The organism is Rhizobium sp. SRI_017 (assembly GCF_057586295.1).
Map to the genome: position 1 here is coordinate 86,845 of NZ_JBYCZP010000015.1, position 22,001 is coordinate 108,845.

Below are 22,001 nucleotides of genomic sequence, written 5' to 3' on the forward strand. Positions count from 1 at the left end.
TCCTCATGCAGCATATTCAAATCGATATCATTTCCGACGTCGTCTGCCCGTGGTGCTATCTCGGTCAGCGACGACTGGGGCTGGCCTTGGAAGCACTCTCGTCAGAAATCAAGGCCGATGTCACGTGGAAGCCCCATCAACTCGAACCCAACGCGCCACCTGAAGGTTTCGACACCTTCGACTATCTCTCCCGCAAGATCGGCGGCCCCGAGCGCGTTCGCCAATCGCATGAAATGCTGACCAAGATGGGTGCGGAGATCGGTCTGCCATTCGCACTGGACAAGGCAAAGGTCTTTCCCAACACGCTTGATGCCCATCGCCTGCTACTTTGGGCCGGCCAGGTAGGAGCGGAATTGCAGGGCAACGTGGCGCATGCTCTCTTCACGGCGAACTTCGTCGAGGGCCGCAATGTCGGCGACCATGAGGTTCTGGCCGAGATAGCAAGCGCCTGCGGCATGGATGGTGAGGAGGTGACACAACGTCTCGCCACCGACGAGGATCGCGACACGATCCGGCAGGAAATCGCCAATGCCCAGCGCATGGGCGTCAACGGCGTGCCCTTCTTTGTGGTCGAAGGAAAATACGCGATTTCAGGTGCCCAGGGCGTCGATGTCTTCACCAACGCGCTGCGGCAGATCGCCGGAATGAAGTCGTAGATCCCTAGGCCGCTCTCGCCACGATCCCGGCCAGGTGGGTCATGACCTGCGCAGCTGCCGTCAGACGCTTGTCGGGTGCCGGCAGGTCACGCGCCAGGAACACGCTGTGGTCCGGCCGGATCTTGGCGAGCGTGCCCTGGCGGGAAATGTACTCGACCAGCCCGGCCGGGTTCGGAAACTCCCTGTTCCGGAACTGCACGACCACACCCTTCGGCCCCGCTTCTAGCTTCTCGACATTCGCCGTGCGGCACAGCGACTTTATGTAGACCACCTTCAAGAGATGTTCGACCTCGACCGGCATCGGTCCGAAACGGTCGATCAACTCGGCTCCGAAGCCATCGATCTCCTTGAGCTCAGTGAGTTCGCCAAGGCGACGATAGAGCGCCATGCGCAGATTGAGATCCGGCACATAGTGTTCCGGGATCATCACGGCCGCACCAACCTGGATCTGCGGCGACCAGCCGGAATCGCTGATCTCCTCGTCGCCCTTGACCTCGGCAACGGCCTCTTCGAGCATCTGCTGGTAGAGTTCGAAACCGACTTCCTTGATGTGACCGGACTGCTCCTCGCCAAGCAGGTTGCCGGCGCCGCGCAGGTCGAGGTCGTGGCTTGCGAGCTGGAAGCCGGCACCCAGGGAATCGAGCGACTGCAGCACCTTAAGCCGCTTGTCGGCATTGGTGGTCAGAACCTTGTTCACGGGCAGCGTCAGCAGCGCGAATGCCCGGACCTTCGACCGGCCCACACGGCCGCGGATCTGATAGAGCTGGGCCAATCCAAACATATCGGCGCGATGGACGATCAGCGTATTGGCTGTCGGCACGTCGAGGCCGGATTCGACGATCGTGGTCGACAGCAGCACATCGTATTTGCCATCATAGAACGCGTTCATGATGTCATCGAGCTCGCCCGGTGGCATCTGTCCATGCGCGATCGCGATCTTCAATTCGGGCACTGCCTCGCGCAGGAAGATATGAATTTCGTCGAGATCGGAGATCCGCGGACAGACATAAAAACTCTGGCCGCCGCGGTAATGCTCGCGCATCAGCGTCTCGCGGATCACGAGCGGATCAAACGGCGAGATGAAGGTGCGCACCGCCATGCGATCGACCGGCGCCGTCGTGATCAGCGACAGCTCGCGGACACCGGTCAGCGCCAATTGCAGCGTGCGCGGGATCGGAGTCGCCGACAGCGTCAGCACGTGCACATCACTTTTAAGTTCCTTGAGCCGCTCCTTGTGCTTGACACCGAAATGCTGCTCTTCGTCGACGATCAGAAGGCCGAGATTGGCGAAATTGATGCCGGCGCCGAGCAGTGCATGCGTGCCGACGACAACATCGACCTTGCCCTCGGCAAGTGCCTTCTTGGTTTCGTTCAGCTCCTTGGCCGGAACCAGCCGCGACGCTTGCCGCACCTTGATCGGGAAGCCGCGAAGGCGTTCACTGAAGGTCTTGAAATGCTGACGAGAGAGCAGCGTCGTCGGCACCACGACCGCGACCTGCCCGCCATTCATTGCGGTAATAAACGCGGCGCGCAACGCCACTTCCGTCTTGCCGAAGCCGACGTCGCCGCAGATGAGCCTGTCCATCGGCTTGCCGGCCGCGAGATCGTCCTTGACGGAGTCGATTGCGGTGGCCTGGTCGTCAGTCTCGTCATAGGGGAAACGAGCGGCAAACTCGTCATACAGCCCCTCCGGTGCGGCGAGCACCGGCGCGCGGCGCATCGTGCGCTCGGCTGCGATCTTGATGAGACCCGCCGCCATGTCGAGCAGCCGCTTCTTGAGCTTGGCCTTGCGCGCCTGCCAGGCAACGCCGCCCAGCTTGTCGAGCGAGGCCTCGGTCCCTTCGGAGCCATAGCGCGACAGGAGTTCGATATTCTCGACCGGCAGGAACAGCTTGTCGCCACCGGCATATTGCAGTTCGAGGCATTCATGCGGCGCACCCACGGCCGTGATGGTCGTCAGGCCCATGAAGCGGCCGATGCCATGCTCGGCATGGACGACGATCGAACCGGCTTCGAGCGACGTCGCTTCGGAAATGAAGTCGGCAGCGCGCTTGCGGCGCTTCGAGCGCCGGACCAAGCGGTCGCCAAGGATGTCCTGCTCGCCAATGACGATCAGTTTACCGGTCTCAAAACCGCGTTCGAGCGACAACGCGGTTGCCCCGGCCTCGCCCGGCTTGAGCTTGCCCATTTCGGCAAGGCTCGCAACCGGCACGACTTTTTCCAGGCCATGTTCCGCCAACACCTGAAGCAAGCGATCCAAGGAGCCCTCGGTCCATCCGGACACCAGCACCTTGTCGCCTCGCGCCCGATGATCAGCCACGTGCTTCACGGCAGAGGTAAAGACGTTCTCGCGTTCCTCGCCCGGCTTTTCAGCTGCCGCCGTTGCCCATTGCACGCCTGGCCGGGCATCGATGTTCACGACCCTTCTCGCATCCGCGTCCGCTTCGTTGAAGGGCGAGAGGCGTATGGCGCCCTTTTCCCTCAAGGCAAGCCGAACCTGTTCACCCGAGAGATACAGCTGGTGTGGCGGCAGCGGCTTGTAGGGTGCGGACTGAGTCGTGCCCTTCTGCGGTTTGGCGGAATCGACGCGGGCCTCGTAGTAATCAGAGATCAGCTTGAAGCGTTCCTCGACGGACTCGTGCAGCGTGTGGTCCGTGAAGACCCGGAAACCCTCGAGGTAGTCGAGCACGGTTTCCAAGTGATCGTAATAGAGCGGCAGCCAGTGCTCCATGCCTGGATAGCGGCGTCCTTCGGAAATGGCCTGATAAAGTGCATCGTCCCGCGTCGCGGCGCCGAACAGCGTCAGGTAGTTCTTCCGGAACCGGCTGATCAAGTCGGGATTGAGCGACACTTCGCTCATCGGATTGATCGACAGCGATTTCGCCGTGCCTGTGGTGCGCTGGGTCGCCGGGTCGAAGTAGCGAATTGTCTCCAGCGTGTCACCGAAGAAGTCGAGCCGCATCGGCTGATCGCTGTCGGGCATGAAGACATCGAGAATGCCGCCACGAACGGCGAACTCGCCGACCTCGCGCACTGTCGAGTTCCGTTCGAAGCCATTGCGCTCCAGCATCGAAGCAATCTCTTCCATGCGGATCACCTGCCCCGGCCGGGCCGAGAACGTCATCGCGGCAATGGCATCCTGCGGGGGCAGGCGCTGCACGATCGCATTCGCGGTCGTCAGCACGATCGCCGGATGCGGCTTCTTGTGGAAGGAGGCGAGTCCCGCAAGTGCCGCAAGCCTTCTTGCGGAAATATCCGTGCCGGGCGACACGCGGTCATAGGGCAGGCAGTCCCAGCCCGGCAATGTCAGTACCGGAATCTCGGGCGCGTGGAAGGCGAGCATCTGCTCGACATCGGCCATGTGTTGCCCGTCGGACAGGACATAGGCGACCGGCTGGCCGGTCTGGGCGAGCAGCGCCAGCACCAGCGCCTCCATGCCGGGCGGCACGTTGCCGATGGTGAAGCTCTTGTTATCCCCGAGCAATGCCTTGGGATCGAAGCCGGGAATCATGGGAATGCCTTGAAATGACTGCGAATGGATCAGGATTTGATTGCTATGGACGGGAAGGCCTCTTCCGGCCGGAAGGCGGTAATCTTCCGAAACAGGGGCGTCTTGAGATGCGGCGGTGTTTCTGCCTTGCCGCAGATCCACTTGAAGAGATCGTTGTCGTCCTCGCCGAGAATGGCCTCGAACTCGTCGAGGTCGGCATCGACGATACCGGCAAGCTCGTTGTCCGCGAACTGACCAAGGATCAGGTCCATCTCGCGGATGCCGCGGTGCCAGGCGCGAAACAGCAGCCGCCTGCGGCGGGGATCGAGTTCAGCGCTGGTGATAGTACTGCCGGTCATCGGGCAAGAGTCCTTGAATTGATGGCGCCTCTATATAGCCTGTCGACGGGCTTGTCAGCCTTGCCAATCGACGTCTGAATTGGGAAGAAGGGTTCATGCGCCCCTCGCTCCTCGATCCGCTTTTTGCTTCGCTTTCGTCCCTGCCCGGCATCGGCGCAAAGACCGGCGAACTCTACGCGCGGCTGCTCGGGCGTGACACCATCGAAGACTGCCGGATCATCGATCTCGTCCTGCACGCACCGACGTCGATCATCGATCGCCGCAAGCAGCCGGGAATCGCCCTTGCGCCGCAAGGCACGATCGTCACCGTGACCGCCCGAGTCGATCGCCACCAGCCGCCGCCGCGCGGCAATCCGAATATGCCCTACCGGGTCTTCCTGCAGGATGATACCGGCGAACTCGCTCTCGTCTTTTTCCGCGCCAAGGGCAACTGGCTGGAGAAATCTTTGCCTGTCGACGAGACAGTTATGGTCAGTGGCAAGGTGGATTGGTTCAACGGCCGTCCATCGATGGTCCATCCCGATCATGTCGCCCGGATTGCAGAGGGTGAAAGCCTGCCGCTGGTCGAACCGATCTATCCGATGACCGCTGGCTTGTCTGCCAAGGTTCTGCGCAAGACGATCGAAGCAGCGGTCGCCAAGGTGCCGGACCTGCCGGAATGGCTCGACCCCAGCCTCCTGAAGCAGGAGGGCTTCAAGACGACATCGGAAGCGCTCCGGGAGATCCACCATCCTCGCGACGAGAAGGATATTGACCCGCAGGCGCCGGTTCGCCGCCGCCTCGCCTACGACGAATTCCTCGCCGGCCAGCTCTCGCTCGCGCTCGTCCGCTCACGGCTGCGCAAGTCGCCCGGCGTGCCGATCCATCCCACCGGCAAGCTGTCCAAGCTCGTCATCGACGCCCTGCCCTTCTCACTGACACGCAGCCAGTCGGACGCGGTGGCTGACATCCTGAAAGACATGGCCGGCGAGGATCGCATGCTGCGCCTGCTCCAGGGCGATGTCGGATCGGGCAAGACTGTCGTGGCATTGATGGCGATGATGGCGGTGGTCGAGGTGGGCGGCCAGGCGGTGTTGATGGCGCCAACCGAAATCCTGGCGCGCCAGCATTTCGCTACCCTGTCAACAATGGCCCGTAACACCGACACCCGGATCGAGGTCTTCACCGGCCGCACCAAGGGCCGCGAGCGCGACGATCTGCTCGCGCGCATCGCCGCCGGCGAGATCGATATTGTCATCGGCACCCATGCACTTTTCCAGGACAATGTCGCCTATCACAATCTCCAGCTCGCCGTTGTCGACGAGCAGCATCGCTTCGGCGTCCATCAGCGGCTGCGGCTGACGGCAAAAGGCATCTCCCCGCATATGCTGGTGATGACGGCGACACCAATTCCTCGAACGCTGGTTCTCGCCGCGTTTGGCGACATGGACGTGTCAAAACTCACCGAGAAGCCGGCTGGTCGCAAGCCGATCCAGACGGTGATCGTGCCGGGTGAGCGGCTCGACGAGATCATCCATCGCCTGCAAACCGCCGTCGCCGACGGCCGCAAGGTCTACTGGATCTGCCCGCTGGTCGAGGAAACCGAGGAAAGCAACCTCATGTCGGTCGAGGAGCGACATGCCGTCCTGTCGCAGTTCTTCGGCAGTCAGGTGGCTCTTATACATGGCCGCATGAGCGGACAAGAGAAGGACGAGGTCATGGCCGGCTTCAAGCGCGGCGAGACGCGCCTGCTCGTCGCCACCACCGTCATCGAGGTCGGCGTCGACGTGCCCGACGCGACCATCATGGTGATCGAGCATGCCGAGCGCTTCGGTCTCGCCCAGCTGCACCAGCTCCGTGGCCGCGTCGGGCGTGGCAACGAGGCGTCCAGCTGCATCCTGCTCTATTCCGGCCGGTTGAGCCCGAATGCCGAAGCGCGGCTGAAGATCATGCGGGAGACCGAGGATGGCTTCCTGATCGCCGAGGAGGATCTCAGGCTCCGCGGCGAAGGCGAGCTGCTTGGAACGCGGCAGTCGGGCACGCCGGGTTTCGCCATCGCGAGTCTCGAGGCCCATGGCGACCTGCTCGAAATCGCCCGCAAGGATGCCCATTACCTGCTGGATCGGGATCCGGAACTCGAAAGCGCGCGCGGCCAGGCGATCCGCGTGCTGCTCTACCTCTTCCGCCGCGACGAGGCGATCCGCTTTCTAAAGGCCGGCTAAGCCGCCGAGATCGAAGGCGGCGCCGGTATCTTCTTCGGAGTCCAGTCTGGCGAGACAAGACCGCCAGAAATCAGCAGCTTGGCAGCATCTTCGGTCGACATGTCCAATTCCATGATCTTCTTCTTCTCGACGAAGATCAGAAAGCCCGCCGTAGGTATGGGCGTCGGAGGCAGAAAGACGATGGCCATCTCCATGCCGTTCTGGCTGAAACGAGAGGCAATTTCGCCTTTGGCATCGGTCGCCACGAAGACCAGCGCCCAGAGACCGGGCGACGGATACTCGATCATGCCGACCTTCTTGAACGAGTCGGAGCGCTCCCGCAGCACAGTCTCGAAAAGCTGCTTGAGACCCTTGTAGAGCGACCGCACCAGTGGCGTCCGGTCGAGTACGGATTCACCGGACTCGACGATGGCCCGGCCGATGAAGTTCTTCGCCAGAACGCCGATGATGGTGATGACGATCACCGCGATCAGCAGGCCGAAGCCGGGAACCGCGAAAGTGATATAGTGCTCCGGCCGATATTGCACTGGAATCAGCGGCTTGACCCAGCTGTCAGCCCACTGGATCAGCGTCCAGGTCAGCCAGATCGTGATCGCGATCGGGGCGCAGATGATGAGCCCGGTCAGAAAATTGTTGCGAAGTCTGACGCTGAACGATGGCTTATGCGGCGCCTCAGTCATCCGTCTGTCCCAGTTTCGTCGACCCAGATTCATCGGCCAGAACAAGGAATAGCGTCAGACTATTGCGTCGCACAAGGACCAATCACTCGACCGTGACCGACTTGGCGAGATTTCTCGGTTGGTCCACATCGGTGCCCATGAAGACGGCGGTGTGATAGGCGAGAAGCTGGATCGGCAGGGTGAAGATCATCGGCTGAATCACCTCGTCGACATCAGGCAGGATGATCGTCGCCATGGTGGAGAGGTCGGAGGCGGCAGCGCCGCGCTCGTCGGTGATGAAAATGATCCGGCCGCCGCGCGCGGCGACTTCCTGCATGTTCGACACCGTCTTCTCGAAGAAACGATCATGTGGCGCGATGACGATAACCGGCATGTTCTCGTCGATCAGCGCAATCGGCCCATGCTTCAGCTCGCCGGCGGCATAGCCCTCGGCATGAATATACGAAATCTCCTTGAGCTTCAGCGCGCCTTCCATGGCGATCGGGAAGCTTGTGCCACGGCCGAGATAGAGCACGTCGTTGGCCTTCGAGAGATCGCGCGCCAATGCTTCGATAGAAGGCTGGATCGTGTTGAGCACCTTTGCCATCAGACGTGGCATCTCGGCGAGATGCTTGACGATCTGTTTCTCAGCGGCCGGCGTCAGCGTCCCGCGCGCCCGGCCTGCCTGGATGGCGAGTGAAGCCAGCACGGTCAGCTGGCAGGTGAAGGCCTTGGTGGAGGCGACGCCGATCTCGGGACCAGCCAGGATCGGGAAGACGACATCGGATTCGCGCGCAATCGTCGATTCCCTGACATTCACCACGCCGCCGATCTTGAGACCGGCTTCCTTGCAATAGCGGAGCGAGGCAAGCGTATCCGCCGTCTCGCCGGACTGCGATATGAACAGTGCCGCGGACTTCGGGTTGAGCGGGATCTCGCGATAGCGGAACTCCGAGGCGACATCGATCTCGACCGGCAGCCGTGCATAGCGCTCGAACCAGTATTTGCCTGTCAGGCCCGCGAGATAGGCGGTGCCACAGGCCGAAATGGCAAGGCTCGAAATATTGGCGAAATCGATGCCGTCGACCGGCTTGATGCGGCTTTCGGCGAAATCGATGTAATGCCCCAGCGTGTGCGAGATTGCCTCCGGCTGTTCATGGATTTCCTTTTCCATGAAGTGCCGGTGATTGCCCTTATCGATCAGGAAAGCGCTTGCCGAGGATTGCTGGCGCGGCCGCTTCACCGGCGTGCCGGCGGCATCGTAGATTTCGGCCGACGTGGTGGTGATCACAGCCCAGTCGCCATCTGTCAGATAGGCGATCTGGTTGGTGAACGGGGCAAGCGCGATCGCGTCGGAACCTAGGAACATCTCGCCATTGCCATAGCCGATCGCGAGCGGCGGACCGGAGCGGGCGGCGTAGATCTTGCCAGGCTCCTGCTCGAACAGGATCGCCAGAGCATAGGCGCCGGTGACGCGCTTGAGCATATCCTCGACGGCCGCGCGCGGCGTCTTGCCATCCTTGACATACCGGGCGAGCAGTTGCGCGACGACTTCCGTATCGGTCTGGGTGCGGAACGTGGCGCCGGATGCGGCCAGTTCCTGCTTGATCTCAGAAAAATTCTCGATGATGCCGTTGTGAACCACCGACACGCCATCGACGAAATGCGGATGGGCATTGCTTTCGGTCGGCGCGCCATGGGTGGCCCAGCGGGTGTGGGCGATGCCCGAATTGCCGGCCAGCGGTTCTTCGGCCAGCCTGCGCTCGAGATTGAAGAGCTTGCCTTCGGCGCGGCGGCGCTCGAGCCGGCCTTCATGGACCGTAGCAACGCCTGCCGAATCGTATCCCCGGTATTCCAGCCGCTTGAGGGCATCGACGAGGCGCGGCGCCACCGCATGATTTCCGACGATGCCGACAATTCCGCACATGAGCTGCCCCTGATCCGTTTTGCTGTCTCGCGTCTTAGCGCAAAATAGTGGCCTAGCAACGCGCGGGCTATCACTTTCGGATTCTTGCGTTAACGCGGCTTCTTGTTGGCTTCCTTGATCGCCTTGTTCCGAGCGGCGATTTTTGCGCCATAGCCTTCTTTGTTGATCTGGCGGGCACGACCGAAGGCGGCGGCATCGTCGGGTACATCTTCCGTGATGACGCTTCCTGACGCCGTCAATGCGCCTCTGCCGACTCTGACCGGTGCGACCAGCAAGGTGTTCGAGCCTATGAAGGCATCAGCACCGATCACCGTGTCGAACTTGTTGAAACCGTCATAGTTGCAGGTCACCGTCCCTGCGCCGATGTTCGTATTCTGGCCGACCGTGGCATCGCCGATATAGGTCAGATGACTGACCTTGGCGCCCTCCCCGATCTCGGCCTTCTTGATCTCGACGAAATTGCCGACCTTGGCATTGGCGTGCAGGTTGGCGCCGGGCCTTAGCCGGGCAAAGGGGCCGACATTGGCGCCTGAGGCAACATGAGCCCCCTCAAGATGCGAGAAGGCGTGGATCACGGCTCCCGTGTCGATACGGACGCCCGGTCCGAAGATCACGTTCGGTTCGATCGTTACATCCTGGGCAATGTCAGTATCGAATGAGAGGAATACCGTCTCCGGTGCGATCATTGTCACGCCCGCCACCATGAGCTCATGTCGCTTACGGCGCTGCCAAATCGCTTCGAGCTCCGCCAATTCGGCGCGGTTGTTGCAGCCGGCCACGGTGTCTGCCGGAGCCTCCACGGTCGCCGCCTTGCCGCCCGCGGCGCGCAGCACTTCGATGATATCGGTGAGGTAATATTCAGCCTTGACGTTGTTGTTGGTGATCTTGCCGAGCAGATCGAGCGCCTTTGCCCCGTCGATGGCCAGCAGGCCGGAATTGCAGAAGGTGACCTTCCGCTCCTCTGATGTCGCGTCCTTCTCTTCGCGGATTGCGATCAGTTCACCATCGCGTTCCAGCAGTCGGCCGTAGCCGGTGGGCTTGTCGGTCTCGAATCCGATCACGGCAGCATCGAAGCCGGCGCGCACCTTCTCCAGCGCCTCGCCAAGCGGACCCGGCTCGATCAAGGGTGCATCCCCATAGGCGACGATGATCTGATCATAGCCCTTGGCGATCGCCTCGCGGGCAGCGAGGACGGCATGTCCGGTGCCAAGCCGTTCCTTCTGCTCGAAGGCGGTGACGTTGAGCTTGCCACTGCGCGCAGCAGAAATCACCGGATCGGCATCACGCCCGACAACCAGGGCAACTTCGCTTACCCCCGTCTTTTCAAGAGCGGAGATCACGTGGGAGATCATTGGCAGATTGCCGATCGTGTGCAGCACCTTGGATTTGGACGACTTCATCCGCGTGCTTTCGCCCGCGGCAAGCACCACCGCCAGAACGCGATCGCTCATTCCGATTCTCCCCAATCTGTCGGGATTGAATTAGCGCCCCGGCCAAGGCCGCGCAACTCAGACTCCGTCGCCATCGCTATGCCGCGAGCCGGCGCGGCTCATCAGAATCTTGTCGATGCGACGACCATCCATGTCCATGACCTCGAACACATAGCCGAAGGCCTCGAACCTGTCGCCTTCCTCCGGACTTTTGCGCAGATTCTGCACGACGAAGCCGGCGATAGTCTCATAGCCATCGTCGGTTGAGAGTTGATCAAAGCCTAAGGTCAGCTGCATTTCATGGATCGGCGTCCGGCCGTCGATCAACCAGGTGCCGTCATGTCGCTCGCGAATAGCGATATCCTCGACATCGTCGTAATTCGACGGGAGAATGCCCACGATCGCCTCAAGAAGATCGGCAGAGGTAACGATGCCTTCGGTCGAGCCATATTCGTCGACGATGACAGCCATATGGATATTGGAGCTCTTGAAGAACTCGAACGCCTTGAGGCACGTCGTCATTTCCGGAACACTCGGAAGATCCTCGACGTAATCCTTCAGGTGGAATGACTTTGGATGCAGCGTCGCCCGCAGGATATTCTTGGCCCGGACCGCGCCAATGACATTGTCGGAATCGCCATCGATGACGGGGTAGCGGGAATGGCCGGCTTCGTGGACCGTAGCGACGACTTCCTCGTAGCTGTCCCCCACATCGATAGCCACCATTTCCGTCCGATGAGTCATGATCGACTTCACCGAGCGGTCGGCCAGTGAAATGATCCGCCGGAGCATTTCGTGCTCCGACTTTTCGAATACGCCGCTTTCCGCACCTTCGGCCAGCACTGCGTGGACTTCGGCCTCGGTCACCTCTTCTCCATCCGCCGCCGTCATACCGAAAAGTCTCAGCAGCACCTTGGCCGACATCTCGAACAGGTAGACAACCGGAGCGGTGATTTTCGAAAGAACCGACATCGGTGTGGCCACGAACATGGCGATGGATTCAGCATTGCGAAGCGCAAGCTGCTTGGGAATCAACTCGCCGATGATGACCGAAAAATAGGTAATTGCGACGACGACGATCGCGCCGGCCAGTGCATGTCCATACGGCGCAATGATCTCATAGGCATTGAGTACCGGCCCAAGCTTTTCGGTAATCGAGGCGCCGCCATAAGTGCCGGCCAGAATGCCGACCAGCGTGATACCGACCTGTACCGTGGAGAGGAAGTTTCCGGAATCCTCCGCAAGGCCAAGAGCGGTGGCGGCGCGGGCGTTGCCCTGTTTTGCCAATTGTCTGAGAAGCGGCCTGCTGGCAGAGACGATTGCCAGTTCCGACATGGCAAAGAACGCGTTCAATACCAGTAGGAAGAAGATGATGATGATTTCTGTCACGGAATGGGAGCCGATTGCAATCGACCGGTAAACTAAAGACCCGTTCCGCATACTTCAAGGCTAGAAGCGAAAAAGCACGATATTCTCAGGCGATAACGGATTTTACCCGGTCGCGCCCAGAGAGAATCACGTCACGCATCGCCTGTGCCGCACCTTCTTGATCGCGACGCGCAATGGCATCGACGATAAAGCGATGATTCGCGGAAACCTCTGTAATGCGGTTCTCGCTGCTCTTGGGTGAACTTAGCTTGAAGATGCCGACCAACGCGGCCTCGATCAGGCTGCCGACCGTGCGCATGAAAGGGTTGCGCGACGCCTCGGCAATGGCGAGATGGAATTTAAGGTCGGCGACGGCGAGCGTTCCCGGTGTGTGCGCCAGATCACCCATCTCGTCGGCCAGACGATACAGCTGAGCGATATCCTTCTCATCCGCATTGTCAGCAGCGAGGCTGGCGGCAAAGGGTTCGAAGGCCATCCGGATCTCCGTCAGGTGCTGCAGGAATTCGCGATCGACGCCTTTGTGAAAATGCCAGGTCAGCACATCGCTGTCGAAGAGGTTCCATTGGTTCTGTGGGGTCACCTTTGTGCCGATCCGCGCACGCGGCACGATCAGGCCCTTGGCAGCCAGCGTCTTCATCGCTTCCCGGAGAACGGTTCGTGACACCTTGAAGCGTTGCGCGAGATCCTGGTCACCAGGCAAAGTCGTGCCGACCGGATAATGGCCGGAGATGATTTCCCGACCGAGTTCGTCCACGACCTGAGCGTGACTCGTCCTGGTCTTCCTACCCGAAATCTCGGTCTCCAAAGGTCCCCTGCGCACCCTTCGCCTCCCCTAAGGCATCATGCTCTTCTTTCTAGTTTTGAAGCGAGCAAGATACCTTTCTGCATAAGAATGAAGATAAAGAGCAAGAGGCCGATCACGATTTTCGTCCACCAGCTCGAAAGTGTACCGTCAAAAGTTATGTAGGTCTGAATTAAACCCTGGATCAGGACGCCGATCAGCGTGCCGGCAACGAAGCCAGCGCCACCGGTGAGCAGCGTGCCACCGATGACCACCGCAGCAATCGCATCGAGTTCGACACCGACGGCAGCCAGCGAATAGCCGGCCGATGTATAAAGCGAGAAGACAATTCCCGAGAGGCCGGCGAGGAAACCCGACGTCGCGTAGATCGCGATCGTCGTCTGCCCGACGGGAACACCCATCAGTCGCGCCGTCAGCGTGCCGCCGCCAAGCGCATAGATGTTGGTTCCGAATTTGGTGCGATGCGCGATGATGATTCCAATGACGAACATCACCAGCATCACGCCGCCGATCAGCGTGATCCGCCCGCCGCCCGGCAGCTTGAAATAGAAGGCTTTCAGCGTCTTGTAGAACGGATGGACGATCGGGACGGAATCGATCGTCAACACGAATGCCATGCCGCGCGCCAGGAACATGCCGGCCAGCGTAACGATAAAGGCAGGCATTTCCAAATAGTGGATGATTGCGCCCATCAGCGCCCCGAAGGCCGTTGTGATTGCGAGCGCCAGCGCGAAGGCAAACAGCGGATGAATATCCGTATTCTTGAGGATGACCGCGAGAAAGACCCCGGTGAAGGCAATCACCGAGCCGATCGAGAGATCGATCCCGCCGGAGATGATCACGAAGGTCATGCCGATCGCTGCAATGCCGAGAAAGGCATTGTCGGTCAGCAGGTTGCCGATGACACGGGTCGACAGGATATTCGGGAACTGCAGATAGCAGAGCGCATAGGCGACGACGAAAATGACGGTTGTCGCTATCAGCGGCAGATATTTCGACTTCGTCATGGATTGCCCTGCCGATTGTTTTCGCCTGTGCGGTTGCTTTTGAACAATGCCGACAGGTCTCCGATCCGCGGCGACTGGATGACGAGGATCGCCACGATGATCACCGCCTTGATGATGAGATTGTATTCCGGGGGGAAACCCGAGGTCAGAATGCCGGTATTGACCGACTGGATGATTACGGCACCGAGCAGCGATCCGAGAATGCTGAAACGCCCGCCGAGCAGCGAATTGCCACCCACCACCACGGCCAGGATGGCGTCGAGCTCGAGCCAGAGCCCCGCGTTGTTGGCGTCCGCGCCCTTGATGTCGGCGGCGACGATGAGCCCGGCAATCGCAGCGCAGAGGCCGGCGAGCAGATAGGACGCTATCAGCAAGGCCGTCGTGCGCACGCCCGCGAGCTGGCTCGCCTGCCGGTTCACACCGATCGCCTCGATCAGCAGGCCGAGCGCCGTGCGACGAACGAGCAGGGTTACCAGCAGGCCAAAGACGATCCAGATCACGATCGGCATTGGCAGACTGAAGGCAGTGCCACTGCCGATGAAGATCAGCCCCTCATCAGTGAAGGTGAGGATCGCGCCCTCGGTGACAAGCTGGGCAATGCCGCGGCCCGCCACCATCAGGACCAGCGTGGCAATGATCGGCTGAATGCCGAGAATGGCAACCAGAAAGCCGTTCCAGATGCCGCAAATCATGCCGACCGCCAGCGCGGCGATGACGGCAACGGCTGCCGAGTGTCCGCTTGCGATGGAGGCTGCCGCAACGGCACCGCAAATCGCAACCACCGCGCCGACCGAGAGATCGATGCCTTTGGTCGCGATGACCAGGGTCATGCCGACAGCGAGCAGTGCCACCGGTGCGCCGCGATTGAAGACGTCGATCAGGCTGCCATAGAGGCGGCCATTCTGAAACGACAGGTCGAAGAAATTCGGAAACAGGATGACGTTGAAGATGAGCACGGCGGCGAGCGTCGCGATCTGCGGCAGAAGCCGGACAAGGGTCGGCGGCAGGTTCTTCGTCATTGCACTGCTTCCTGCCCGTCCGAAGCCGCGATTACCGCGACAATGCCTTCCGTCGTCATTTCGTCACCCGAGAGTTCGTCGACATGCCGCCGATCCCGCAGCACCCGCACGCGCGAACTATAGGCCACCAGTTCCTCGAGTTCGGAGGAAATCACCGCCAGCGACATGCCCTTCTCGCAAAGATCCCTTATCAGCTTGATGATTTCGGCATGTGCCCCGACATCGATGCCGCGTGTCGGCTCGTCGAGGATCAGCAGTTTCGGATCCATGGCGAGCCAGCGGGCCAGGATTGCTTTCTGCTGGTTGCCGCCGGACAGCAGCTTGATCGGCTTCTCGCGGCCATCGGTCCTGATATCGAGAGCACGGATGTATTTGTCGGCAAGGTCGTTCTGCTCGGAGCGTGAGATCGGCTTGGCCCAACCCTGCCGCGCCTGCAGCGCAAGAACGATGTTTTCCCGCACCGAAAGGTCACCGATAATGCCATCGGTCTTGCGGTCTTCCGGGCAGAAACCGAAACCCTCGGCGATCGCCGCTTGAGGCGAGGCAAGTGTCACTTCTCGGCCATCGACCTCGATCGCACCGGCATCGGCGGGTTTCCAGCCGAACATGACCTCCGCCGTCTCTGTACGCCCGGACCCGAGCAAGCCGGCAAGCCCGACAACTTCGCCTTCCGCAATATCGAGATCGAACGGAGCGATGTGACCGCGTCGTCCAACGCCCCTGAATCGAAACCTGGCCGGTCCAACCTTCGCCTGCGGACCTGCCGAATGGCTGGTCTCTTCGCGGAGCTCGCGACCCAGCATCATCGCCACGAGGTCGCGCCGCTCAAGCGATGCCGTATCGCGCATGCCCACGAGCTTGCCGTTCCTCAGAACCGTGATGCGATCCGAGATCCGGTAGACCTGTTCGAGAAAGTGCGTGATGAAGACGATCCCCAACCCCCTCGCCTTCAGTTCACCGACGATGCGGAACAGAAGATCGACCTCATGCGCGTCGAGACTGGCGGTGGGCTCGTCGAGAACCAGTACCTTGCCCGAGAGATCGACGGCACGGGCGATGGCAACCACCTGCTGGACGGCGACCGAGAACTGCGCAAGCGGCGCTGCTGGATCGATATCGAGCCCGTATTGCGCGAGCAGAGCCCGCGACTTGCGATTCATCTCCCGTGTCCATGTCAAACCGAACCGCCGGGGCTGCCGGCCGAGAAAGAGGTTTTCGGCGACCGTGAGATTCGGCAGGAGATTGACCTCCTGATAGACCGTGCCAATACCGAGCTTCTGCGCCTGGAATGTATTATGCGGATCGATCGCCTCGCCATCGAGGGCCAGCGTGCCGGAATCGCGTCGATAGGCGCCGGTCAGGCATTTGATCAACGTCGATTTGCCCGCCCCATTCTCGCCCAAGAGAGCATGGACTTCGCCGCGCCTGAGATCGAAATCGACGCCGTCGAGGGCTTTCGATCCGAAAAACTGTTTTGAAATGCCCGTGGCGACGAGCACACTTTCCTGGCCTACCGGCATAGACGCCCTCCCCACCCGAACGTCGAGCCTCACAGCATATCCGACGCAACGGGTCACGCAATGCATGGTGTGCCGCGAGAAAACTCGCGGCACACCAGTTCGTGGTAAATTAGTAACCGAGGCCCTTCTTGAGGTCATACACCTTCATCGGATCTTCAGAGGTCGGCGTGTAGAGCTTGGATTCGGTCTGGATCCACTTCGGAGGAGCCTTGCCATCCTTGAGGAATGCGTCGAGAGCGTCGAAGGCCGGGCCGGCCATGTTCGGCGTCAGTTCGACGGTCGCATTGGCTTCGCCGGCTGCCATCGCCTTGAAGATATCGGGCACCGCGTCGATCGACACGACCAGGATGTCCTTGCCGGGCTTCAGGCCGGCTTCCTTGATTGCTTCGATGGCACCGACGGCCATGTCATCATTATGGGCGTAGAGCGCGCAGATATTCTTGCCGCCGTCTTCAGCCTTCAGGAAGCTTTCCATGACTTCCTTGCCCTTGGTGCGGGTGAAGTCGCCGGTCTGGCTGCGGATGATCTTGAGGTTCTTCGCGTCGGCAATCGCCTGCTCGAAACCCTTCTTGCGGTCGATGGCCGGGGACGAACCCGTCGTGCCCTGAAGCTCGACGATGTTGCAATCCTTGCCCTTGGTCTCGTCGACCAGCCACTTGCCGGCAACATTGCCTTCATGGACGAGGTCGGACGTGACAGCTGTCAAATAGAGTTCTTTGTCGCTGTCGACGGTGCGGTCGAGCAGGATCACCGGGATCTCGGCATCCTTGGCTTCCTGCAGCACGTCATCCCAGCCGGTTGCGACAACCGGAGCGACGAAGATCGCATCGACGCCCTGGGCGATGAAGGAACGGAGAGCTTTGATCTGGTTTTCCTGCTTCTGCTGCGCGTCGGCGAACTTCAAGTCGATGCCGCGCTTCTCGGCTTCCTGCTTGGTCACGGTGGTTTCGGCGGCACGCCAGCCCGATTCCGAGCCGATCTGCGAGAAGCCGACAGTCAGCGCGCTGGCCTCGGTCGCCGCGAACATGCAGACAGCAAGAGCCGTGGCACTCGTAAGTGCGTGGAATAATTTCATGATTACCTCCCAATGGTTGCTGCGTAGGGCAGCGCAGTTTTAAAATCATATAATATGATTATTGTAAAGACGCAGAACGCAAAAATCATACTTTATTCAGAGCCGCTTTTGGCCTCGAATTCGCCCCGGCAAAAACATCTTGCTCCCTCAGGTTCCGCTCTCTAAAAGCCATATCTCCGCGGGATGGCGTATATGTGCGCCAAATGCCGGCACTTATTGGGAATTGGACGGGGAAGAGATGCTTCAATCGCTGCGTAGAGCCGCCGACACCTGGGCCGCCAAATTGCTGCTGATCGTAATGGTGTTTGCATTCGGCATCTGGGGTGTGCAGGCATCAATGTTTGCGGGTTCGGCTAGCGCTGTTGTGACAGTCGGCAACCAGAAGGTCTCGGATGTCGAATTCCGCATTGCCTTCAATAATGTCGTGCAGATGATTTCCCAGCAGTTCGGCACCCGCTTGACATTGGAACAGGCCAAGATGTTCGGTGCCGAACAGATGGTCTACGGCCGCCTTGTTTCAGGCGCCGCGCTGGACCAGCTCGCCGAAAACATGAAGCTCGGGCTTTCCGAGGATCGCATTCTGATGCTGATCCAGCAGGAGCCGGCCTTCAAGGATCCGGTATCCGGCGCCTTCAGCCGAGACCGCATGATGGAGCAGCTCCAGGCCGGAAACATCCGCCAGGAGGACTATCTCCTTTCGGTCACGCAGCAAGCCGTTCGTAGCCAGATCGTCGATGCAGTCTCTGATGGCTTTGTCGCGCCGCAGACTCTTACAGGCGCGCTCGAAGCCTACAGCAACGAAAGCCGCGACATCGAATACCTTCTCCTCGGCAAATCCAACATCGAGCCGATCAAGCCGCCGTCCGACGACGAACTCGGCAAGTGGTTCGAGGCCAACAAGGACAAGTACAAGGCGCCGGAATACCGCAAGTTCAGCTTCGTCAAACTTGAGCCCGCAGACATCGCCGACCCAACGGCCATTTCCGACGAGGCGGTCAAGGAAGACTATGAAAAGCGCAAGGAAAGCTACCGCACGCCCGAAACCCGCACGATCGAGCAGTTGAGCTTCCCGGACAAGGCTGCGGCAGATGCTGCTGCCGCCAAGCTCGCCGCCGGCACCACGTTCGAGCAGCTCATCGCCGAACAGGGCAAGACCGCAACGGATGTGCTGCTCGGCGATTTCCGCAAGGATACGATGCCGACTCCGGCCATGGCTGACGCTGCGTTTGGCGTGAAGACCGATGGCGGTACAAGCGGCGTCGTCGACGGTCTGGTCGGCCCCGTCATCCTGCGCGTGACCAACATCCGCCCGGAAGTGGTCAAGACGCTCGACGAAGTGAAGGACGCCACCCGCAAGGAACTCGCGCTGGTTCTCGCCAATGACGAAATCGAGAATGTCTACAAGAGCTTCGAGGATGTCCGCGCGTCGGGTGCCTCGCTCGCCGAGAGCGCCAAGCAACAAAAGCTGAAGGTCGTGACGATCGATGCGATCGACGCCGAGAGCAAGGATATGAAAGGCGTCGAGGTCGCAGGCCTTCCTAGCGCCCAGAAGCTCGTCAATGATGTCTTCCAGGCTGAAATTGGCACCGAGCCCCTGCCCCTGGCGCTTCAGGATGGCGGTTATGTCTGGTTCGAAGTCCTTGATATCGTCCCGGCACGCGACCGCAAGCTCGAAGAGGTCAAGGACAAGGCTGTCGCCGATTGGACTGCCGAACAGCAGAAGGCCGCTCTGGCCAAGAAGGCGCAGGATATCGTCGCTCAGGTCAAGGGTGGCAAGGCGCTTGCCGACGTGGCGACCGAGCTGAAAATCGCCGTCGAATCCAAGGCCGGTCTCCGTCGCGGGGCGAGCGACGCCGTGCTCAGCACCGACGCGGTCAGCGCCGCCTTCGACGGACCGAAAGGTCTGGCGACGAATGCGGCGGCCGAGGGCGGCGACACCCAGATCGTCATCCTGGTCAAGGAAATCAACGCAAACGCACCCGCTGATGCCTTGGAGAACAAGGACGAGCAGATCAAGGAACTGGCGCAAAATGCCAGCCAGGATCTTCTCAACCAGATGGTCGGCGAACTGCAGATCGAATACGGCGTATCCTTCAACCGGACGCTGGCCGAACAATTGATGATCCAACGCTGATCGCGGGGCCTTCCTGATATGGGTGACTTGAAACCGCTTCTCGCCAAGGTCTCGACTGGAGCGGCGCTCAGTGCGGAAGAAGCACGCGCCGCATTCGACATCATGATGTCGGGCGAAGCCACGCCGAGCCAGATCGGCGGGTTCCTGATGGCGCTCCGCGTACGCGGTGAGACGGTCGAGGAGATCCTCGGCGCCGTCACCACCATGCGCTCCAAGATGCTAAGGGTAAATGCCCCCGATGGCGCTATCGACATCGTCGGTACCGGCGGGGATGGCACCCACACCTACAACATCTCGACGCTCGCCTCCGTCATTGTAGCCGGCGCTGGCGTGCCTGTCGCCAAGCACGGCAATCGTGCGCAGAGCTCAAAATCCGGCACCGCAGATGCGCTGTCGGCACTCGGCGTCAAGCTCGACATCACGCCTGATGTGACCGAACGCTGCATCAATCAGGCCGGCATCGGCTTCATGTTCGCCCAGGCGCATCATACCGCTATGCGTTTCGTCGGTCCGAGTCGCGTCGAACTCGGTACCCGCACGATCTTCAACCTTCTCGGCCCGCTTTCCAATCCCGCCGGCGTCAAGCGCCAATTGCTCGGCGTCTTCTCGCCCCACTGGCTGCGCCCTGTGGCCGAGGTGCTGAAGAGTCTTGGCTCGACGAGCGTCTGGGTGGTGCACGGTAGCGGGCTCGACGAGATCACGCTGACCGGCAAGACCGATGTCGTCGCGCTCGAAAATGGCACGATCAGAGAATTCACGCTGACGCCGGATGATTTTGGCTTGGCGGGCTGCACTCTCGACGAGATCCGCGGCGGTGACGGTGAGCATAATGCCGCGGCACTCAAGGCGATTCTGGACGGTGCGGAGAACGCCTATCGTAACGTCTCTATCGCCAATGCGGCCGCCGGCCTTGTCATTTCAGGCAAGGCAGCGGATGTTCGCGAGGGCGTGGCGCTGGCCTCGCGGTCGATCACCAGCGGCGCCGCACGCGCCGCACTTGATCGCCTCGTCACTGTCTCGAACGGGTGAATGTGATGGCTGACATTCTGAGAAAGATCGAAGCCTACAAGCGCGAGGAAATCGCCGCGGCGAAGACTGCGGTGCCGGAGAGTGAACTCAAGGCCCGTATTCGCGACGTTGCCGCGCCGAGAGGCTTTCTCGCCGCACTCGAGGACAAGAAGGCCCGTGGCCAGTTCGGCCTGATCGCCGAAGTCAAGAAGGCCAGCCCTTCCAAGGGCCTCATTCGCCCGGACTTCGATCCGCCCGTGCTGGCGCAAGCTTATGAGTCTGGCGGCGCTGCCTGCCTTTCAGTACTGACCGATGGCCCGAGCTTTCAGGGTGCGCCCGAATTTTTGACCGCTGCACGAGCCGCGACCTCGCTGCCGGCCTTGCGCAAGGATTTCATGTTCGAGACCTACCAGGTCTTCGAGGCGCGCGCCTGGGGTGCCGACTGCATTCTCCTGATCATGGCCTCGCTGTCGGATGATGAAGCCCGAGCACTCGAGGACACGGCGTTCGAACTCGGAATGGATGTTCTGATCGAGGTCCATGACGAGGCGGAAACGGAGCGCGCGCTCCGCCTTGCGTCGCGTATGGTCGGTATCAACAACAGAAACCTCCGCACCTTCGAAGTCGATCTCGCAGTATCCGAACGGCTGTCGAAGCTCGTGCCAGCCGACCGTCTCCTGGTCGGCGAAAGCGGCATCTTTACCAATGACGATTGCCGCCGGCTCGCGGGATCCGGCATCAGCACGTTCCTTGTCGGTGAAAGCCTAATGCGCCAAACGGATGTGACCGCGGCGACCGCGGAGCTCCTGAACGGTGCCGCTCCTGCAGCGGCCGAATAGTCATGACGTCAGGCCTCACTCATCTCAACACGGCCGGTGAGGCGCATATGGTCGATGTCGGCGGCAAGTCCGAGACCGCCCGCACTGCCGTCGCCGAAGGATCCGTCAGGATGCTGCCCTCGACGCTGGAGGCGATCCTGTCGGGCAACGCGGCGAAAGGCGATGTCATCGGCACCGCCCGACTCGCCGGCATCATGGCCGCGAAGAAGACCTCCGATCTGATCCCCCTTTGCCATCCCCTGCTGATCTCGAAAGTCTCGGTCGATATCACGCCCGATCCGGATCTTCCGGGGCTGCATGTCGAGGCGACCGTCAGCATCTCAGGCAAGACGGGCGTCGAAATGGAAGCACTCACTGCCGTATCCGTTGCGTGCCTCACACTTTACGACATGGGCAAGGCGATCGAGAAGGGCATGGAAATCGGCGGCATCAGGCTGAAAAGCAAGTCCGGCGGCAAATCCGGCGACTACATCCGCGGAGCATGAC

Annotated in this window: 17 protein-coding genes; 6 read left to right on the plus strand and 11 right to left on the minus strand. The window is 60.8% G+C overall.

Annotation, left to right across the window (positions count from 1 at the left end; all coding sequences use genetic code 11):
• Positions 1 to 5: 5 nt before the first annotated feature.
• Positions 6 to 656, plus strand: a complete 651-nt coding sequence (locus tag AC2YI2_RS26475) for a DsbA family oxidoreductase (RefSeq protein ID WP_487389523.1) — start codon at positions 6 to 8, stop codon at positions 654 to 656.
• Positions 657 to 660: 4 nt separating this feature from the next.
• Here the strand turns inward: AC2YI2_RS26475 and mfd are convergent, their stop codons facing one another.
• Together mfd and AC2YI2_RS26485 are read right to left on the minus strand one after the other, a co-directional pair.
• The gene (gene mfd, locus AC2YI2_RS26480) at positions 661 to 4,167 is read right to left on the minus strand and encodes a transcription-repair coupling factor (RefSeq protein ID WP_487389524.1); all 3,507 of its coding nucleotides are present in this window, start codon (positions 4,165 to 4,167) and stop codon (positions 661 to 663) included.
• A 29-nt stretch (positions 4,168 to 4,196) separates the two neighbouring features.
• Positions 4,197 to 4,505, minus strand: a complete 309-nt coding sequence (locus tag AC2YI2_RS26485) for an FAD assembly factor SdhE (protein ID WP_487389525.1) — start codon at positions 4,503 to 4,505, stop codon at positions 4,197 to 4,199.
• A 95-nt stretch (positions 4,506 to 4,600) separates the two neighbouring features.
• Between AC2YI2_RS26485 and recG the strand changes: the two genes are divergently transcribed.
• Positions 4,601 to 6,706, plus strand: a complete 2,106-nt coding sequence (gene recG, locus AC2YI2_RS26490) for an ATP-dependent DNA helicase RecG (RefSeq protein WP_487389526.1) — start codon at positions 4,601 to 4,603, stop codon at positions 6,704 to 6,706.
• Here the strand turns inward: recG and AC2YI2_RS26495 are convergent.
• The 9 genes from AC2YI2_RS26495 to ytfQ form a co-directional block, all read right to left on the minus strand.
• Entirely contained in the window at positions 6,703 to 7,386 is a 684-nt protein-coding gene (locus AC2YI2_RS26495; protein ID WP_487389527.1) for a DUF502 domain-containing protein, read from the minus strand. The genes recG and AC2YI2_RS26495 overlap by 4 nt on opposite strands.
• 82 nt (positions 7,387 to 7,468) lie before the next feature.
• Positions 7,469 to 9,292, minus strand: a complete 1,824-nt coding sequence (glmS, locus tag AC2YI2_RS26500) for a glutamine--fructose-6-phosphate transaminase (isomerizing) (protein WP_487389528.1) — start codon at positions 9,290 to 9,292, stop codon at positions 7,469 to 7,471.
• A gap of 89 nt (positions 9,293 to 9,381) precedes the next feature.
• Entirely contained in the window at positions 9,382 to 10,743 is a 1,362-nt protein-coding gene (glmU, locus tag AC2YI2_RS26505) for a bifunctional UDP-N-acetylglucosamine diphosphorylase/glucosamine-1-phosphate N-acetyltransferase GlmU (RefSeq protein WP_487389529.1), read from the minus strand.
• Positions 10,744 to 10,800: 57 nt separating this feature from the next.
• Complete coding sequence (locus AC2YI2_RS26510; protein WP_487389530.1) at positions 10,801 to 12,111, minus strand: hemolysin family protein; 1,311 nt, start codon at positions 12,109 to 12,111, stop codon at positions 10,801 to 10,803.
• Positions 12,112 to 12,196: 85 nt separating this feature from the next.
• Positions 12,197 to 12,931: a FadR/GntR family transcriptional regulator gene (locus AC2YI2_RS26515; RefSeq protein ID WP_487389531.1), complete on the minus strand. Its 735-nt coding sequence runs from the start codon at positions 12,929 to 12,931 to the stop codon at positions 12,197 to 12,199.
• A gap of 20 nt (positions 12,932 to 12,951) precedes the next feature.
• A complete protein-coding gene (gene yjfF, locus AC2YI2_RS26520) occupies positions 12,952 to 13,920 on the minus strand; it encodes a galactofuranose ABC transporter, permease protein YjfF (protein ID WP_487389532.1) in 969 nt (322 codons plus the stop codon).
• Positions 13,917 to 14,939, minus strand: coding sequence for an ABC transporter permease (locus AC2YI2_RS26525; protein WP_487389533.1), 1,023 nt, complete (start codon positions 14,937 to 14,939; stop codon positions 13,917 to 13,919). The genes yjfF and AC2YI2_RS26525 overlap by 4 nt, the downstream gene beginning before the upstream one ends.
• Positions 14,936 to 16,459: a galactofuranose ABC transporter, ATP-binding protein YtfR gene (ytfR, locus tag AC2YI2_RS26530; RefSeq protein ID WP_487389534.1), complete on the minus strand. Its 1,524-nt coding sequence runs from the start codon at positions 16,457 to 16,459 to the stop codon at positions 14,936 to 14,938. Before ytfR ends, AC2YI2_RS26525 begins: the two co-directional genes overlap by 4 nt.
• 109 nt (positions 16,460 to 16,568) lie before the next feature.
• A complete protein-coding gene (gene ytfQ, locus AC2YI2_RS26535; protein WP_487389535.1) occupies positions 16,569 to 17,534 on the minus strand; it encodes a galactofuranose ABC transporter, galactofuranose-binding protein YtfQ in 966 nt (321 codons plus the stop codon).
• Between the two features lie 238 nt (positions 17,535 to 17,772).
• Here ytfQ and AC2YI2_RS26540 point away from each other — a divergent pair, with 238 nt between their 5' ends.
• From AC2YI2_RS26540 to moaC, 4 genes are read left to right on the plus strand one after another with little or no spacing between them, the layout of a single operon-like run.
• Positions 17,773 to 19,668 carry a peptidyl-prolyl cis-trans isomerase gene (locus AC2YI2_RS26540; protein ID WP_487389536.1) on the plus strand — a complete coding sequence of 632 codons (1,896 nt, stop codon included), beginning with the start codon at positions 17,773 to 17,775 and terminating at the stop codon, positions 19,666 to 19,668.
• Positions 19,669 to 19,686: 18 nt separating this feature from the next.
• Positions 19,687 to 20,697: an anthranilate phosphoribosyltransferase gene (trpD, locus tag AC2YI2_RS26545; RefSeq protein WP_487389537.1), complete on the plus strand. Its 1,011-nt coding sequence runs from the start codon at positions 19,687 to 19,689 to the stop codon at positions 20,695 to 20,697.
• A gap of 2 nt (positions 20,698 to 20,699) precedes the next feature.
• Entirely contained in the window at positions 20,700 to 21,515 is an 816-nt protein-coding gene (gene trpC / locus AC2YI2_RS26550) for an indole-3-glycerol phosphate synthase TrpC (RefSeq protein ID WP_487389538.1), read from the plus strand.
• A gap of 2 nt (positions 21,516 to 21,517) precedes the next feature.
• On the plus strand, positions 21,518 to 22,000 hold the full coding sequence (gene moaC, locus AC2YI2_RS26555) for a cyclic pyranopterin monophosphate synthase MoaC (RefSeq protein WP_487389539.1): 483 nt from the start codon (positions 21,518 to 21,520) through the stop codon (positions 21,998 to 22,000).
• Position 22,001: the final 1 nt, after the last annotated feature.

Bases quoted from the DNA above. Each gene is read 5' to 3' on its own strand.
- AC2YI2_RS26475 (WP_487389523.1), top strand. From the start codon at position 6: ATGCAGCATATTCAAATCGATATCATTTCCGACGTCGTCTGCCCGTGG.
- mfd (WP_487389524.1), bottom strand. From the start codon at position 4,167: ATGATTCCCGGCTTCGATCCCAAGGCATTGCTCGGGGATAACAAGAGC.
- AC2YI2_RS26485 (WP_487389525.1), bottom strand. From the start codon at position 4,505: ATGACCGGCAGTACTATCACCAGCGCTGAACTCGATCCCCGCCGCAGG.
- recG (WP_487389526.1), top strand. From the start codon at position 4,601: ATGCGCCCCTCGCTCCTCGATCCGCTTTTTGCTTCGCTTTCGTCCCTG.
- AC2YI2_RS26495 (WP_487389527.1), bottom strand. From the start codon at position 7,386: ATGACTGAGGCGCCGCATAAGCCATCGTTCAGCGTCAGACTTCGCAAC.
- glmS (WP_487389528.1), bottom strand. From the start codon at position 9,292: ATGTGCGGAATTGTCGGCATCGTCGGAAATCATGCGGTGGCGCCGCGC.
- glmU (WP_487389529.1), bottom strand. From the start codon at position 10,743: ATGAGCGATCGCGTTCTGGCGGTGGTGCTTGCCGCGGGCGAAAGCACG.
- yjfF (WP_487389532.1), bottom strand. From the start codon at position 13,920: ATGACGAAGTCGAAATATCTGCCGCTGATAGCGACAACCGTCATTTTC.
- AC2YI2_RS26525 (WP_487389533.1), bottom strand. From the start codon at position 14,939: ATGACGAAGAACCTGCCGCCGACCCTTGTCCGGCTTCTGCCGCAGATC.
- ytfR (WP_487389534.1), bottom strand. From the start codon at position 16,459: ATGCCGGTAGGCCAGGAAAGTGTGCTCGTCGCCACGGGCATTTCAAAA.
- ytfQ (WP_487389535.1), bottom strand. From the start codon at position 17,534: ATGAAATTATTCCACGCACTTACGAGTGCCACGGCTCTTGCTGTCTGC.
- AC2YI2_RS26540 (WP_487389536.1), top strand. From the start codon at position 17,773: ATGCTTCAATCGCTGCGTAGAGCCGCCGACACCTGGGCCGCCAAATTG.
- trpD (WP_487389537.1), top strand. From the start codon at position 19,687: ATGGGTGACTTGAAACCGCTTCTCGCCAAGGTCTCGACTGGAGCGGCG.
- moaC (WP_487389539.1), top strand. From the start codon at position 21,518: ATGACGTCAGGCCTCACTCATCTCAACACGGCCGGTGAGGCGCATATG.